This is a genomic window from Escherichia sp. AM3 (genome assembly GCF_032029835.1).
GTDB lineage: Bacteria > Pseudomonadota > Gammaproteobacteria > Enterobacterales > Enterobacteriaceae > Escherichia > Escherichia coli.
Window position 1 is genome coordinate 1 of the sequence record NZ_JAVUPQ010000080.1, and the last position, 16,275, is coordinate 16,275.

General features: G+C 51.6%; 15 protein-coding genes and 1 pseudogene. 6 read left to right on the forward strand and 10 right to left on the reverse strand.

What is annotated here, in order from left to right; all coding sequences use genetic code 11:
• Complete coding sequence (locus RTW80_RS31550) at positions 1-57, forward strand: IS1 family transposase (protein ID WP_003032489.1); 57 nt, start codon at positions 1-3, stop codon at positions 55-57.
• 24 nt (positions 58-81) lie between these two features.
• Here RTW80_RS31550 and cdh read toward each other — a convergent pair whose 3' ends face one another.
• From cdh to cpxP, 5 genes are all read right to left on the reverse strand, one after another.
• Positions 82-837, reverse strand: coding sequence for a CDP-diacylglycerol diphosphatase (gene cdh / locus RTW80_RS20225; RefSeq protein WP_063119347.1), 756 nt, complete (start codon positions 835-837; stop codon positions 82-84).
• A gap of 106 nt (positions 838-943) precedes the next feature.
• The gene (gene sbp, locus RTW80_RS20230; protein WP_001045689.1) at positions 944-1,933 is read right to left on the reverse strand and encodes a sulfate/thiosulfate ABC transporter substrate-binding protein Sbp; all 990 of its coding nucleotides are present in this window, start codon (positions 1,931-1,933) and stop codon (positions 944-946) included.
• A 319-nt stretch (positions 1,934-2,252) separates the two neighbouring features.
• Entirely contained in the window at positions 2,253-3,215 is a 963-nt protein-coding gene (gene pfkA, locus RTW80_RS20235) for a 6-phosphofructokinase (RefSeq protein WP_000591795.1), read from the reverse strand.
• Positions 3,216-3,395: 180 nt separating this feature from the next.
• Positions 3,396-4,298, reverse strand: coding sequence for a CDF family cation-efflux transporter FieF (gene fieF / locus RTW80_RS20240; RefSeq protein WP_001076742.1), 903 nt, complete (start codon positions 4,296-4,298; stop codon positions 3,396-3,398).
• Between the two features lie 148 nt (positions 4,299-4,446).
• On the reverse strand, positions 4,447-4,947 hold the full coding sequence (gene cpxP / locus RTW80_RS20245) for a cell-envelope stress modulator CpxP (protein WP_001223800.1): 501 nt from the start codon (positions 4,945-4,947) through the stop codon (positions 4,447-4,449).
• Positions 4,948-5,096: 149 nt separating this feature from the next.
• On the opposite strand from cpxP, the gene cpxR reads away from it, so the two are divergent.
• Positions 5,097-5,795: an envelope stress response regulator transcription factor CpxR gene (cpxR, locus tag RTW80_RS20250; protein WP_001033722.1), complete on the forward strand. Its 699-nt coding sequence runs from the start codon at positions 5,097-5,099 to the stop codon at positions 5,793-5,795.
• Positions 5,792-7,165 (forward strand): envelope stress sensor histidine kinase CpxA, encoded by a 1,374-nt coding sequence (gene cpxA, locus RTW80_RS20255; protein WP_000580417.1) that lies wholly within the window; start codon positions 5,792-5,794, stop codon positions 7,163-7,165. The genes cpxR and cpxA overlap by 4 nt, the downstream gene beginning before the upstream one ends.
• 105 nt (positions 7,166-7,270) lie before the next feature.
• On the opposite strand, the gene yiiM is transcribed toward cpxA, so the two are convergent.
• The 3 genes from yiiM to sodA form a co-directional block, all read right to left on the reverse strand.
• Complete coding sequence (gene yiiM, locus RTW80_RS20260) at positions 7,271-7,945, reverse strand: 6-hydroxyaminopurine reductase (protein ID WP_001270260.1); 675 nt, start codon at positions 7,943-7,945, stop codon at positions 7,271-7,273.
• A gap of 148 nt (positions 7,946-8,093) precedes the next feature.
• Positions 8,094-9,077 carry a 2-keto-3-deoxygluconate transporter gene (kdgT, locus tag RTW80_RS20265; protein ID WP_001166063.1) on the reverse strand — a complete coding sequence of 328 codons (984 nt, stop codon included), beginning with the start codon at positions 9,075-9,077 and terminating at the stop codon, positions 8,094-8,096.
• Between the two features lie 259 nt (positions 9,078-9,336).
• Positions 9,337-9,957 (reverse strand): superoxide dismutase [Mn], encoded by a 621-nt coding sequence (sodA, locus tag RTW80_RS20270; RefSeq protein WP_000122641.1) that lies wholly within the window; start codon positions 9,955-9,957, stop codon positions 9,337-9,339.
• Between the two features lie 284 nt (positions 9,958-10,241).
• On the opposite strand from sodA, the gene rhaT reads away from it, so the two are divergent.
• On the forward strand, positions 10,242-11,276 hold the full coding sequence (gene rhaT, locus RTW80_RS20275; RefSeq protein ID WP_000063517.1) for an L-rhamnose/proton symporter RhaT: 1,035 nt from the start codon (positions 10,242-10,244) through the stop codon (positions 11,274-11,276).
• On the opposite strand, the gene rhaR is transcribed toward rhaT, so the two are convergent.
• Positions 11,273-12,121, reverse strand: coding sequence for an HTH-type transcriptional activator RhaR (rhaR, locus tag RTW80_RS20280; protein ID WP_001336056.1), 849 nt, complete (start codon positions 12,119-12,121; stop codon positions 11,273-11,275). The genes rhaT and rhaR overlap by 4 nt on opposite strands.
• A 73-nt stretch (positions 12,122-12,194) precedes the next feature.
• A pseudogene (gene rhaS, locus RTW80_RS20285) lies at positions 12,195-13,030 on the reverse strand (HTH-type transcriptional activator RhaS).
• Between the two features lie 287 nt (positions 13,031-13,317).
• Here rhaS and rhaB point away from each other — a divergent pair.
• Positions 13,318-14,787: a rhamnulokinase gene (gene rhaB / locus RTW80_RS20290; RefSeq protein WP_000144074.1), complete on the forward strand. Its 1,470-nt coding sequence runs from the start codon at positions 13,318-13,320 to the stop codon at positions 14,785-14,787.
• Positions 14,784-16,043: an L-rhamnose isomerase gene (gene rhaA, locus RTW80_RS20295; protein ID WP_000211497.1), complete on the forward strand. Its 1,260-nt coding sequence runs from the start codon at positions 14,784-14,786 to the stop codon at positions 16,041-16,043. Before rhaB ends, rhaA begins: the two co-directional genes overlap by 4 nt.
• Positions 16,044-16,275 lie beyond the last annotated feature (232 nt).

The following is a 16,275-nucleotide window of genomic DNA, read 5'->3' on the forward strand; positions in this document are numbered from 1 at the left end:
GTGGAGCTGCATGACAAAGTCATCGGGCATTATCTGAACATAAAACACTATCAATAAGTTGGAGTCATTACCCTCTTCGCCTTAACGCAAAATCTCACACTGATGATCCTGAATTTCCTCGGCTGAAGCACGGTTAAGCGTCAGTAGATTTCGTTGTGTCGCCAGCAATACAAATGAGTTATCACTCTGCCGTACCATCGCCAGCCCGTAGCTTCCCATATGTTCCCGCGCCTCAGGTACTTCTTCTGCCAGCATTATAAATGGGCTGCGTAGTACCAGTTCGCTTTCCGTTACCCGACGCGCCAGGTATTCATGCCCGCGCAAACCACCTGGCAGTGGCAACCAGCGGCTGCTGATGTTCGCCAGATTGTTATCCAGTTGTTCGCGCACATCAGGACGAATACAAGAGATATGAATATGAAAATGGTTTTGCGTACGCCCGGTGCGGGAGTTGATCGCCAAAGAAACCGCGCGATCGGGAACCGGCTGGCCGTATTTTTTGCTCATAAAATCACGCGCCTGCCAGGCCAACCAAAAGAAGTTCGGCGTTGAAGGATCGGTCAACAAAGGACTTTCAGTACCGTTAATACGATACGTTGGCATCAACAGATATTGCAGTGGACCATTAAGATCTTTTAAAACCACGTATCCGGCATTGGGTTTGACTTCCGCACATGGCGAAGGATTTTGATTTTGCTGCTGATTGGGCAAACATTCCTCAAGGACAATCTTACGTAATGTATCCGACTCTTCACCGGTTAATTTCCAGTAACCAATACCGGCAGCCACAACGGCGATAACTATCATCACCAAAAAAAGAAGACCCGCTTTTTTCATCTTTTTTTCCCTGTACCTCAAAGAGATGCAAGGGTAACGCAAAATCGTGACAAATAAAAAACCCGGTCGCGAGAAACCACCGGGTTTGATAATTATCCTGGGGAAATCAGCGTTTGCTGATCTGATCGAACGTACCGCCGTTAGCAAAATGCTCTTTTTGCGCTTTCGTCCAGCCGCCGAACTCTTCATCAATGGTGAATAACTTCAGCTTTGGAAACGCATTTTCGTACTTTTTCGCCACCTCAGCGTCGCGCGGACGGTAGTAGTTTTTCGCGGCAATTTCCTGACCTTCTGGCGAGTAGAGATATTTCAGGTAGGCTTCCGCCACCTCTTTAGTACCTTTTTTCTCGACCACTTTATCGACCACCGACACGGTTGGTTCCGCGAGGATAGACTCACTCGGCGTGACGATTTCGAATTTATCTTTCCCCAGTTCATTCGCTGCCAACAGAGCTTCGTTTTCCCAGGCAATCAGTACATCGCCAATTCCGCGCTCGACAAAAGTGTTAGTGGAGCCGCGCGCGCCAGAATCCAGAACTTCGACGTTTTTATACAGTGCCCGAACAAAATCCTGTGCTTTTGCCTGATCGTTGTTGTTGTGATGCAGCGCGTAGCCCCAGGCTGCCAAGTAATTCCAGCGCGCGCCACCAGAGCTTTTCGGATTAGGCGTGATCACCGAAACACCCGGTTTAATCAGATCGTTCCAGTCATGGATCTGCTTCGGATTTCCCTTACGTACCAGGAAAACAATGGTGGAAGTGTACGGTGCGGAGTTATCCGGCAGACGTTTGATCCACTCTTTATCAATCCGCCCGCGTTCCGCAATTGCGTCCACGTCATAGGCCAGAGCCAGCGTGACAACATCAGCTTCAATACCGTTGATCACCGACGTCGCTTGTTTACCTGAGCCACCGTGTGACTGACGAATCACCACGTTATCACCAGTTTGCTGTTTCCAGTGGGCGCTGAATGCCTTGTTGTACTGTTCGTACAATTCGCGCGTTGGATCATATGAAACGTTAAGAAGCTGAATATCCTTTGCCATAACGCTGGTTGCCGCCAGCAAAAATGTTAACCCTACGCCCCACTTGTTCATCGCCCGACTCTCTTATGTTGTGTTGTGATGAGCAAAGCGTGCCAGAAGGTTAACCAAACATTAAAGAATAAAAAAAGATTGGCTATAACTTGCGGGTATATGTTGGGGGATTAAAAAGGCGGAAGAAATCCGCCTCATATTACTGACAAAGTGCGCTTTGTCCATGCCGGATGCGGCGCGAACGCCTTATCCGGCCTACAAAAGTTTGCAAATTCAATAAATTGCAGAATTCATGTAGGCCTGATAAGCGAAGCGCATCAGGCATTTTTGCTTCTGTCATCGGTTTCAGGCTAAAGGAATCTGCCTTTTTCCGAAATCATTAATACAGTTTTTTCGCGCAGTCCAGCCAGTCGCCTTTGAACGGACGCTTCATGTTTTCGATAGCGTCGATGATGTCGTGGTGAACCAACTGTTCGTTCTGGATACCTACGCAACGACCGCCGTAACCTGCCAGCAGCAGATCGATAGCGTAAGCGCCCATACGGGAAGCCAGAATACGGTCGTAAGGCACCGGAGAACCACCGCGCTGGATGTGGCCCAGCACAGTTGCGCGGGTTTCACGACCGGTTTCTTTCTCGATGAAATGCGCCAGTTCGTCAACATCACACATATGTTCGGTAATCGCCACGATCGCGTGTTTTTTACCTTTCGCGATACCCGCTTTGATTTCGTTTACCAGGTCTTCACGGCTGAATTCAACTTCCGGAACCACAACGAATTCACAGCCACCGGCAATGGCCGCAGCCAACGTCAGATCGCCACAATAACGGCCCATCACTTCCACCACGGAAATACGCTGGTGAGAAGAAGAGGTGTCACGCAGACGGTCGATCGCTTCTACAACGGTGCTCAGCGCAGTGAAGAAACCGATAGTGTAGTCAGTGCCTTTGATGTCGTTGTCGATAGTGCCCGGCAGACCGATGCACGGGAAGCCCATTTCGGTCAGACGCATTGCACCCATGTAGGAACCGTCACCGCCGATAACCACCAGCGCGTCGATACCACGTTTTTTCAGGTTTTCGATAGCCACGGCGCGGATGTTCTCGTCGCGGAATTCCGGGAAACGCGCAGAACCGAGGAACGTACCGCCACGGTTGATCATGTCAGACACGCTGTAACGGTCTAGCTGTACCATACGGTCTTCATACAGACCCAGATAGCCGTCATAAATGCCCATTACTTCCAGACCTTCTGTCAGCGCAGAACGAACAACCCCGCGAATTGCGGCGTTCATGCCTGGCGCATCACCGCCGCTTGTCAACACACCGATTTTCTTAATCATGACTACCTCTGAACTTTGGAATGCAAAATAAAATCTGTTGCCGGAAGTCTTCTTGCACATCGAAGTGATCCAACGAATGTGCAAATAGTATAACAATCACTTCCTGCTGAATTGATTCAGGTCAGGCCAAATGGCGGTATTTTATACACAAAATGCGGGTCTGGCTCTCTTTTATACTGATTATGAAAGCATAGACCGTTTACCCTCCCTGGGTACGACGGAACAGGGGTCCTGATGGATAATTACATCCGATCCCGGAAAACGCCGTAAAATAGCCTGCTCTACCTGATCCGCCACCATATGTGCCTGAACCAAAGGCAGAGAGTCTTCCATTTCCAAATGAATCTGAATAAAGCGGGTCGGCCCTGACTGCCGCGTGCGAAGATCGTGAGCGCCGCTAACACCCGGCCAGGAAGTCACGATATCAATAATTTCTTGCCGTTCCTCATCAGGCAATGCGCGATCCAGTAATGACTGTACCGCCTCATATCCCATGCGTAACGCGCTATATAAAATATAGATGCCGATTCCCAATGCAAACAGAGCATCGGCGCGATGCCAGCCGTACCAGGACAACCCCAGCGCCAGCAGAATTGCGCCGTTCATCATAACATCAGACTGGTAATGTAGCATATCAGCCCGCACCGCCTGGCTTTGCGTCCGCCGCACCACCCAACGCTGAAACGAGACAAGGATAATCGTACAAATTAGCGCCACAATTGTCACGATAACCCCGACGCCTGGATCTGTCATCGGTGTTGGAGATATCAGATGTTGAATACCCGTCAAAAACAGGAATAGTGCCGAACCGGAGATAAACATACTTTGCGCCAGCGCCGCGAGGGACTCTGCTTTACCGTGACCAAACGAGTGATTATCGTCGGCAGGTTGCAGGGAATATCGCACCACCAGTAAATTCGTCAACGACGCGCCGATATCCACCAGCGAATCCACCAGCGCGGCGAGAATACTCACCGACCCGGTATACCACCATGCAAAAATTTTAATCAGCAATAGCAACGAAGCCATCGCCGTCGCAGCAATCGCCGCCCGACTGACCAGCCGTCCATAAGATTGATTCATAAATACTCCCGCTATCAACTGACGCTAGTATAACGGAAGCAAATCATCTGCAATGCATTAAGCAGCAGGCAAATTGAGGATAAAAAAAAACCCCACATCATGTGGGGGAAGACAGGGATGGTGTCTATGGCAAGGAAAACAGGGTTTACTACTGGGAACGTGAGTTGCTACTACTCAATAGCTTCAACGATGAACTTTTTTGCCATTGCGTCACGTCGCGCAACTGCTCCATTCGTTGTTGATGTTTCTCGTTTAAAACCGCTTGCTGCTCCGGCGTTAACAGGCGATACATTTGGTTGCGGACTTTTGCCATCTCAACCTGACGAGCAATTTGCTCATTCGCCATTTTTTCTGCCTGTGCGCGCACAGCGTTTTCATCAAAATTTTCTGCGGTGACAAGGCGATGCATTGTCTCCAGTTCGCTAACATTAACAGGAGGCTGTTCGTGCCGGGCCTGTTGCATAAGATCTCGCATCTGCTGACGCTGATGTTCGGTTAAACTTATGCCGTCGAACATATGGCTCTGCGTACTGCGCTGCGTAAGTTCTTCACCCGGATGCCAGTTATCGCCTGAACCGACTTCAGCAGCGTGGCTTAATGAACTGACTGCCAGCGTTGAGGCCATGACGGCAGCGGTAACTATGCGCATCATTTGCTCCCAAAATCTTTCTGTCGCGATTCAACGATAGAGAGTTTACGATTCAGGCTGCAAACATGCGTCAGGGGGTGTAAAACAACGTAAAGTCATGGATTAGCGACGTCTGATGACGTAATTTCTGCCTCGGAGGTATTTAAACAATGAATAAAATCCTGTTAGTTGATGATGACCGAGAGCTGACTTCCCTATTAAAGGAGCTGCTCGAGATGGAAGGCTTCAACGTGATTGTTGCCCACGATGGGGAACAGGCGCTTGATCTTCTGGACGACAGCATTGATTTACTTTTGCTTGACGTAATGATGCCGAAGAAAAATGGTATCGACACATTAAAAGCACTTCGCCAGACACACCAGACGCCTGTCATTATGTTGACGGCGCGCGGCAGTGAACTTGATCGCGTTCTCGGCCTTGAGCTGGGCGCAGATGACTATCTCCCGAAACCGTTTAATGATCGTGAGCTGGTGGCACGTATTCGCGCGATCCTGCGCCGTTCGCACTGGAGCGAGCAACAGCAAAACAACGACAACGGTTCACCGACACTGGAAGTTGATGCCTTAGTGCTGAATCCAGGCCGTCAGGAAGCCAGCTTCGACGGGCAAACGCTGGAGTTAACCGGTACTGAGTTTACCCTGCTCTATTTGCTGGCACAGCATCTGGGTCAGGTGGTTTCCCGTGAACATTTAAGCCAGGAAGTGCTGGGCAAACGCCTGACGCCTTTCGACCGCGCTATCGATATGCACATTTCCAACCTGCGTCGTAAACTGCCGGATCGTAAAGATGGTCACCCGTGGTTTAAAACCTTGCGTGGTCGCGGCTACCTGATGGTTTCTGCTTCATGATAGGCAGCTTAACCGCGCGCATCTTCGCCATCTTCTGGCTGACGCTGGCGCTGGTGTTGATGTTGGTTTTGATGTTACCCAAGCTCGATTCACGCCAGATGACCGAGCTTCTGGATAGCGAACAGCGTCAGGGGCTGATGATTGAGCAGCATGTTGAAGCGGAGCTGGCGAACGATCCGCCCAACGATTTAATGTGGTGGCGGCGTCTGTTCCGGGCGATTGATAAGTGGGCACCGCCAGGACAGCGTTTGTTATTGGTGACCACCGAAGGCCGCGTGATCGGCGCTGAACGCAGCGAAATGCAGATCATTCGTAACTTTATTGGTCAGGCCGATAACGCCGATCATCCGCAGAAGAAAAAGTATGGCCGCGTGGAACTGGTCGGTCCGTTCTCCGTACGTGATGGCGAAGATAATTACCAACTTTATCTGATTCGTCCGGCCAGCAGTTCTCAATCCGATTTCATTAACTTACTGTTTGACCGCCCGCTATTACTGCTGATTGTCACCATGTTGGTCAGTACGCCGCTGCTGTTGTGGTTGGCCTGGAGTCTGGCAAAACCGGCGCGTAAGCTGAAAAACGCTGCCGATGAAGTTGCCCAGGGAAACTTACGCCAGCACCCGGAACTGGAAGCGGGGCCACAGGAATTCCTTGCCGCAGGTGCCAGTTTTAACCAGATGGTCACCGCGCTGGAACGCATGATGACCTCTCAGCAGCGTCTGCTTTCTGATATCTCTCACGAGCTGCGCACCCCGCTGACGCGTCTGCAACTGGGTACGGCGTTACTGCGCCGTCGTAGCGGTGAAAGCAAGGAACTGGAGCGTATTGAAACCGAAGCGCAACGTCTGGACAGCATGATCAACGATCTGTTGGTGATGTCCCGTAATCAGCAAAAAAACGCGCTGGTTAGCGAAACCATCAAAGCCAACCAGTTGTGGAGTGAAGTGCTGGATAACGCGGCGTTCGAAGCCGAGCAGATGGGCAAGTCGTTGACGGTTAACTTCCCGCCTGGGCCGTGGCCGCTGTACGGCAATCCGAACGCCCTGGAAAGTGCGCTGGAAAACATTGTTCGTAATGCTCTGCGTTATTCCCATACGAAGATTGAAGTGGGCTTTGCGGTAGATAAAGACGGTATCACCATTACGGTGGACGACGATGGTCCTGGCGTTAGCCCGGAAGATCGCGAACAGATTTTCCGTCCGTTCTATCGGACCGATGAAGCACGCGATCGTGAATCTGGCGGTACAGGATTGGGGCTGGCGATTGTTGAAACCGCCATTCAGCAGCATCGTGGCTGGGTGAAGGCAGAAGACAGCCCGCTGGGCGGTTTACGGCTGGTGATTTGGTTGCCGCTGTATAAGCGGAGTTAAACTCCGCATTTGTAGGCAGGATAAGGCGTTTACGCCGCATCCGGCATTTGAGCAGGATGCCTGATGCGACGCTGATAGCGTCTTATCAGGCCTACACTCCGGGGGTTATTTTCCCCACAACCGGCGGGAAAAATCTTCGATCTTGCCGCTCAGTCGGCGCTTTTGCATCGTCCGCGTCCAGCTTTTCGATAACCCGGCGGCGGAGAGTAAACGGTGATATTGATCGTCATCAAACGGCATATGCCATGCGATGGCGGCAGCCTCCTGCACGGTCACATCGCTGACACGGGAAACCAACTCCAGAGGCGCGTCCGCAGACACTTTCCCTGGCGCTATCACGCTATACAACCACCCCACTTTACCCGTGTTTTGCATCAACTGCGCTATATCGCTGATATCAAAATGGTAATTGAGTTTATAGCAAGGCGAGCGCGGCTGGCTGACCTGAATTAATGCCTCTCCCCAGCGGAAAATATCGCCCATATAAACATTACTTTCCGTGAGACCGTCGGTTGAGAGATTTTCGCCAAACGCAGGCGCAACAAACAACTCCGCCTGTTCCGGAAATTCCCGCGCCCAGTAGAGATAGTGCTCACGAGGATAATGACACAGCGCTCTGTCTGGCCCGCCGTGAACCTTTTTCTCCGCCTGCTCGTCACCTTCCAGCCCCAGCTCCGTCAGCATCAACTCACCATCAACCTGGATTTTGGCAATTGCGCTGGGTTTGCCTTCGGGATAAGCCTGAATCTTGCCTGTGTATACATCAACCGGATATCGCATCTGTTCCCTCTCCACGAGAAATTTCCCCATTAGACCATATTTATTTTATGTCAGGCGTGCTGTTTTCGCGGTAAGTATCCAGGCAGGAACTCAATAGCAAACCGGACGAACGTTAGTTCATCCGGCTGTGGGGATTAAGGAAGCAGGTTTATTTCACCGTACCTAAAATTTCGATTTTCGCTGCTCTGGCTTTGACTTTACGTGACCAGATAGAGGTAAGAATTGGCACCAGAATCGAAGTCACAATGACCGCCGTCGCTACCAGCGAAGTTGCTGCCGGAGCCATCGGTTTAAACGCAGGCACCATTTCTGCAATCAGCACAGGTGTCGCTACCGCGGCCCCTGCGGAACTGGAAGCGGCAATTCCGGCAGTGCCATCGCCACCGCCAATCAATTTATCGGCGATAATCAACGGAATACCGGTCACGATAATTACTGCCACACCCAACAGGATCCCCAGCAAACCAGTCTGGGCAATCACAGTCAAATCAATGGTATTGCCCAGCGCGAAGGCAAAGAATGGAATCAGCGTTTGCACCGCTTTGCTGAAAAATTCTCGTAATTCAGGGTCAAGGTTCCCCAGGGCAAAGCCCACCAGGAACGGTAATACTGCGCCGACGAAAACATGCGGTTCAAACGAGGCAATCCCTGCAGTGCCCAGAATAATCATCGTCATGAGCGGCCCGGACTCCAACGACATCAACACAAATGCCCCAGCTTCTTCTTTTGTGCCGTACTGCTGCATGATGGAAGCGTAAAGTCCGCCATTGGTCATATCCATCGCCGCCACCAGCGCCAGCGTTGAAAGTCCGGCAAAGAATCCAACTTCAACACCATGTTCCGGAATAATGCGCGAGGCAATTGCCGCAACCACCCACGCGACGGCAATTTTTGTTACCACCAGCGTACCGGATTTACGCAATACCGTTCCCGTCGCGCTTAATTTTATTGACGCCCCCATGCAAAAAAACCACACCGCCAGAATGGGCACCGTACCGGTAATCATCCCGTTGGTGAATGATCCAAAATATTTCCCCGCCCCCGGCGAGAAGGTGTGGCACAGTGCGCCAAGGAATAGCGGGACGAGCATCATCCCCCCCGGGATTTTCTCAATCGAGCGTTTTATCTGCATTTCCATCACCTGTCGGCATATTTTTAAGGGCTGATGCGTCATTCCTCAATGGAGCATCAGTGTTGATGGAAACGAAGATAGACATTCATTTAATCAATAAAAGTGATCAAAACCACATCAATTGAAACGCTGTTTTATTTTTATCGGATCATTGTTTTTATTTTGAAATTGATCACAAAAAAACCACCGCCGTTGGCGATGGTTCATTTTTTAAGCTGATATGCGGCCTATACGCCTCATTGCAGCAGGCGGCAAATGATTATTTTTTCGCCGCAAAACGTGCCGCTGCTTCGTCCCAGTTCACCACGTTCCAGAACTCTTTAATGTAGTCCGGACGGCGGTTCTGGAATTTCAGGTAGTAAGCATGTTCCCACACATCCAGGCCCATAATCGGGAAGCCGGAAGCGCCAGAAATAGCTTCACCCATCAGCGGAGAATCCTGGTTAGCAGTAGAAACCACCGCCAGTTTATCGCCTTTCAGCACCAGCCATGCCCAGCCGGAACCAAAGCGGGAAGCTGCCGCTTTTTCAAATTCTGCTTTGAAGTTATCAACGGAGCCGAAGTCACGTTCGATAGCCGCTTTCAGGTCACCCTGCAGGGTGGTGCCTTTTTTCAGACCTTTCCAGAACAGGCTGTGGTTAGCGTGACCGCCAGCGTTGTTGCGCAGTACGGTTTTCTTGTCTGCTGGCAGCTGGTCCAGTTTGGTGATCAGCTCTTCAACCGGCAGGTTGGCAAATTCTGGCAGGCTTTCCAGCGCCGCGTTGGCGTTGTTTACGTAGGTCTGATGGTGTTTGGTGTGGTGGATTTCCATGGTCTGCTTATCGAAGTGCGGTTCCAGGGCATCGTAAGCATACGGCAGGGATGGCAGGGTATAGCTCATATTCATCTCCAGTATTGTCGGGCGGCCGATTGTTAATGCCGCGTAAGCAGTTGGTTCATTATAGTTAATTAAATGATATTGAAAATGATTATCAATGCCGTACTTTTCGTAAGGGTATGGTTTTGCAGGAAAATGCCCGAGATGTGAAGCAAATCACCCACTTAATGCCGTGATTGCCAGTAAATCGACAACGGCGGCAACAGGCGAAAGGTTAATCGACAGCACGATTTTTACACTCATCTCGTCGGAGATGTGACGCGACGAAAAATGATGAGGATAAGAAGATGAGTAACGCGATTACGATGGGGATATTTTGGCATTTGATCGGCGCGGCCAGTGCAGCCTGTTTTTACGCTCCGTTCAAAAAAGTAAAAAAATGGTCATGGGAAACCATGTGGTCAGTCGGTGGGATTGTTTCGTGGATTATTCTGCCGTGGGCCATCAGCGCCCTGTTACTACCGAATTTCTGGGCGTATTACAGCTCGTTTAGTCTCTCTACGCTACTGCCTGTTTTTCTGTTCGGCGCTATGTGGGGGATCGGTAATATCAACTACGGCCTGACCATGCGTTATCTCGGCATGTCGATGGGAATTGGCATCGCCATTGGCATTACGTTGATTGTCGGTACGCTGATGACGCCAATTATCAACGGCAATTTCGATGTGTTGATTAGCACCGAAGGCGGACGCATGACGTTGCTCGGCGTTCTGGTGGCGCTGATTGGCGTAGGGATTGTAACTCGCGCCGGGCAGTTGAAAGAGCGCAAGATGGGCATTAAAGCCGAAGAGTTCAATCTGAAAAAAGGGCTGGTGCTGGCGGTGATGTGCGGCATTTTCTCTGCCGGGATGTCCTTTGCGATGAACGCCGCAAAACCGATGCATGAAGCCGCTGCCGCACTTGGCGTCGATCCACTGTATGTCGCTCTGCCAAGCTATGTTGTCATCATGGGCGGCGGCGCGATCATTAACCTCGGTTTCTGTTTTATTCGTCTGGCAAAAGTGAAGGATTTGTCGCTAAAAGCCGACTTCTCGCTGGCAAAATCGCTGATCATTCACAATGTGTTACTCTCGACACTGGGCGGGTTGATGTGGTATCTGCAATTCTTTTTCTATGCCTGGGGCCACGCCCGCATTCCGGCGCAGTATGACTACATCAGTTGGATGCTGCATATGAGTTTCTATGTATTGTGCGGCGGTATCGTCGGGCTGGTGCTGAAAGAGTGGAACAATGCAGGACGCCGTCCGGTAACGGTGTTGAGCCTCGGTTGTGTGGTGATTATTGTCGCCGCTAACATCGTCGGCATCGGCATGGCGAATTAATCTTTCTGCGAATTGAGATGACGCCACTGGCTGGGCGTCATCCCGGTTTCCCGGGTAAACACCACCGAAAAATAGTTACTATCTTCAAAGCCACATTCGGTCGAAATATCACTGATTAACAGGCGGCTATGCTGGAGAAGATATTGCGCATGACACACTCTGACCTGTCGCAGATATTGATTGATGGTCATTCCAGTCTGCTGGCGAAATTGCTGACGCAAAACGCGCTCACTGCACGATGCCTCATCACAAAATTTATCCAGCGCAAAGGGACTTTTCAGGCTAGCCGCCAGCCGGGTAATCAGCTTATCCAGCAACGTTTCGCTGGATGTTGGCGGCAACGAATCACTGGTGTAACGATGGCGATTCAGCAACATCACCAACTGCCCGAACAGCAACTCAGCCATTTCGTTAGCAAACGGCACATGCTGACTACTTTCATGCTCAAGCTGACCGATAACCTGCCGCGCCTGCGCCATCCCCATGCTACCTAAGCGCCAGTGTGGTTGCCCTGCGCTGGCGTTAAATCCCGGAATCGCCCCCTGCCAGTCAAGATTCAGCTTCAGACGCTCCGGGCAATAAATAATATTCTGCAAAACCAGATCGTTAACGGAAGCGTAGGAGTGTTTATCGTCAGCATGAATGTAAAAGAGATCGCCACGGGTAATGCGATAAGGGCGATCGTTGAGTACATGCAGGCCATTACCGCGCCAGACAATCACCAGCTCACAAAAATCATGTGTATGTTCAGCAAAGACATCTTGCGGATAACGGTCAGCCACAGCGACTGCCTGCTGGTCGCTGGCAAAAAAATCATCTTTGAGAAGTTTTAACTGATGCGCCACCGTGGCTACCTCGGCCAGAGAACGAAGTTGATTATTCGCAATATGGCGTACAAATACGTTGAGAAGATTCGCGTTATTGCAGAAAGCCATCCCGTCCCTGGCGAATATCACGCGGTGACCAGTTAAACTCTCGGCGAAAAAGCGTCGAAAAGTGGTTACTGTCGCTGAATCCACAGCGATAGGCGATGTCAGTAACGCTGGCCTCGCTGTGGCGTAGCAGATGTCGGGCTTTCATCAGTCGCAGGCGGTTCAGGTATCGCTGAGGCGTCAGTCCCGTTTGCTGCTTAAGCTGCCGATGTAGCGTACGCAGTGAAAGAGAAAATTGATCCGCCACGGCATCCCAATTCACCTCATCGGCAAAATGGTCCTCCAGCCAGGCCAGAAGCAAGTTGAGACGTGATGCGCTGTTTTCCAGGTTCTCCTGCAAACTGCTTTTACGCAGCAAGAGCAGTAATTGCATAAACAAGATCTCGCGACTGGCGGTCGAGGGTAAATCATTTTCCCCTTCCTGCTGTTCCATCTGTGCAACCAGCTGTCGCACCTGCTGCAATACGCTGTGGTTAACGCGCCAGTGAGACGGATACTGCCCATCCAGCTCTTGTGGCAGCAACTGATTCAGCCCGGCGAGAAACTGAAATCGATCCGGCGAGCGATACAGCACATTGGTCAGACACAGATTATCGGTATGTTCATACAGATGCCGATCATGATCGCGTACGAAACAGACCGTGCCCCGGTGATGGTATAGGGCTGCCCATTAAACACATGAATACCCGTGCCATGTTCGACAATCACAATTTCATGAAAATCATGATGATGTTCAGGAAAATCCGCCTGCGGGAGCCGGGGTTCTATCGCCACGGACGCGTTACCAGACGGAAAAAAATCCACACTATGTAATACGGTCATACTGGCCTCCTGATGTCGTCAACACGGCGAAATAGTAATCACGAGGTCAGGTTCTTACCTTAAATTTTCGACGGAAAACCACGTAAAAAACGTCGATTTTTCAAGATACAGCGTGAATTTTCAGGAAATGCGGTGAGCATCACATCACCACAATTCAGCAAATTGTGAACATCATCACGTTCATCTTTCCCTGGTTGCCAATGGCCCATTTTCCTGTCAGTAACGAGAAGGTCGCGAATTCAGGCGCTTTTTAGACTGGTCGTAATGAAATTCAGCAGGATCACATTATGACCTTTCGCAATTGTGTCGCCGTCGATCTCGGCGCATCCAGTGGGCGCGTGATGCTGGCGCGTTACGAGCGTGAATGCCGCAGCCTGACGCTGCGCGAAATCCATCGTTTTAACAATGGGCTGCATAGTCAGAACGGCTATGTCACCTGGGATGTGGATAGCCTTGAAAGTGCCATTCGCCTTGGATTAAACAAGGTGTGCGAGGAAGGGATTCGTATCGATAGCATTGGGATTGATACCTGGGGCGTGGACTTTGTGCTGCTCGACCAACAGGGTCAGCGTGTGGGCCTGCCCGTTGCTTATCGCGATAGCCGCACCAATGGCCTAATGGCGCAGGCACAACAACAACTCGGCAAACGCGATATTTATCAACGTAGCGGCATCCAGTTTCTGCCCTTCAATACGCTTTATCAGTTGCGTGCGCTGACGGAGCAACAACCTGAACTTATTCCACACATTGCTCACGCTCTGCTGATGCCGGATTACTTCAGTTATCGCCTGACCGGCAAGATGAACTGGGAATATACCAACGCCACGACCACGCAACTGGTCAATATCAATAGCGACGACTGGGACGAGTCGCTACTGGCGTGGAGCGGGGCCAACAAAGCCTGGTTTGGTCGCCCGACGCATCCGGGTAATGTCATAGGTCACTGGATTTGCCCGCAGGGTAATGAGATTCCAGTGGTCGCCGTTGCCAGCCATGATACCGCCAGCGCGGTTATCGCCTCGCCGTTAAACGGCTCACGTGCTGCTTATCTCTCTTCTGGCACCTGGTCATTGATGGGCTTCGAAAGCCAGACGCCATTTACCAATGACACGGCACTGGCAGCCAACATCACCAATGAAGGCGGGGCGGAAGGTCGCTATCGGGTGCTGAAAAATATTATGGGCTTATGGCTGCTTCAGCGAGTGCTTCAGGAGCAGCAAATCAACGATCTTCCGGCGCTTATCTCCGCGACACAGGCACTTCCGGCTTGCCGCTTCATTATCAATCCCAATGACGATCGCTTTATTAATCCTGAGACGATGTGCAGCGAAATTCAGGCTGCGTGTCGGGAAACGGCGCAACCGATCCCGGAAAGTGATGCTGAACTGGCGCGCTGCATTTTCGACAGTCTGGCGCTGCTGTATGCCGATGTGTTGCATGAGCTGGCGCAGCTGCGCGGTGAAGATTTCTCGCAACTGTATATTGTCGGCGGAGGCTGCCAGAACACGCTGCTCAACCAGCTATGCGCCGATGCCTGCGGTATTCGGGTGATCGCCGGGCCTGTTGAAGCCTCGACGCTCGGCAATATCGGCATCCAGTTAATGACGCTGGATGAACTCAACAATGTGGATGATTTCCGTCAGGTCGTCAGCACCACCGCGAATCTGACCACCTTTACCCCTAATCCTGACAGTGAAATTGCCCACTATGTGGCGCGGATTCACTCTACACGACAGACAAAGGAGCTTTGCGCATGACCACTCAACTGGAACAGGCCTGGGAGCTGGCGAAACAGCGTTTCGCGGCAGTAGGGATTGATGTCGAGGAGGCGCTGCGCCAACTTGATCGTTTACCCGTTTCAATGCACTGCTGGCAGGGCGATGATGTTTCCGGTTTTGAAAACCCGGAAGGTTCGCTGACCGGTGGGATTCAGGCTACTGGTAATTATCCGGGCAAAGCGCGTAATGCCAGTGAGCTACGAGCCGATCTGGAACAAGCTATGCGGCTGATTCCGGGGCCGAAACGGCTTAATTTACATGCCATCTATCTGGAATCAGACACGCCTGTCTCGCGCGATCAGATCAAACCAGAGCACTTCAAAAACTGGGTTGAATGGGCGAAAGCCAATCAGCTCGGTCTGGATTTTAACCCCTCCTGTTTTTCGCATCCGCTAAGCGCCGATGGCTTTACGCTTTCCCATGCCGACGACAGCATTCGCCAGTTCTGGATTGATCACTGCAAAGCTAGCCGTCGCGTTTCGGCCTATTTTGGCGAGCAACTCGGCACACCATCGGTGATGAACATCTGGATCCCGGATGGTATGAAAGATATCACCGTTGACCGTCTCGCCCCGCGTCAGCGTCTGCTGGCAGCACTGGATGAGGTGATCAGCGAGAAGCTAAACCCTGCGCACCATATCGACGCCGTTGAGAGCAAATTGTTTGGCATTGGCGCGGAGAGCTACACGGTTGGCTCCAATGAGTTTTACCTGGGGTATGCCACCAGCCGCCAGACGGCGCTGTGCCTGGACGCCGGGCATTTCCACCCGACTGAAGTGATTTCCGACAAGATTTCCGCCGCCATGCTGTATGTGCCGCAGTTGCTGCTGCACGTCAGCCGTCCGGTTCGCTGGGACAGCGATCACGTAGTTCTGCTGGATGATGAAACCCAGGCAATTGCCAGTGAGATTGTGCGTCACGATCTGTTTGACCGGGTGCATATCGGCCTTGACTTCTTCGATGCCTCTATCAACCGCATTGCCGCGTGGGTCATTGGTACACGCAATATGAAAAAAGCCCTGCTGCGTGCGTTGCTGGAACCTACCGCTGAGCTGCGCAAGCTGGAAGCGGCGGGCGATTACACTGCGCGTCTGGCACTGCTGGAAGAGCAGAAATCGTTGCCGTGGCAGGCGGTCTGGGAAATGTATTGCCAACGTCACGATACGCCAGCAGGTAGCGAATGGCTGGAGAGCGTGCGGGCTTATGAGAAAGAAATTTTGAGTCGCCGCGGGTAAACACTGCCGGATGCGGCGCGAGCGCCTTATCCGGCCTACGGGTCGGCAACAGTTGTAGGCCTGATAAGACGCGACAGCGTCGCATCAGGCATTGATTGCCGGATGCGGCACAAGTGCCTTATCCGGCCTACAGGTCGGCAATAGTTGTAGGCCTGATAAGACGCGACAGCGTCGCATCAGGCATTGATTGCCGGATGCGGCACAAGTGCCTTATCCGGCCTACAGGTCGGCA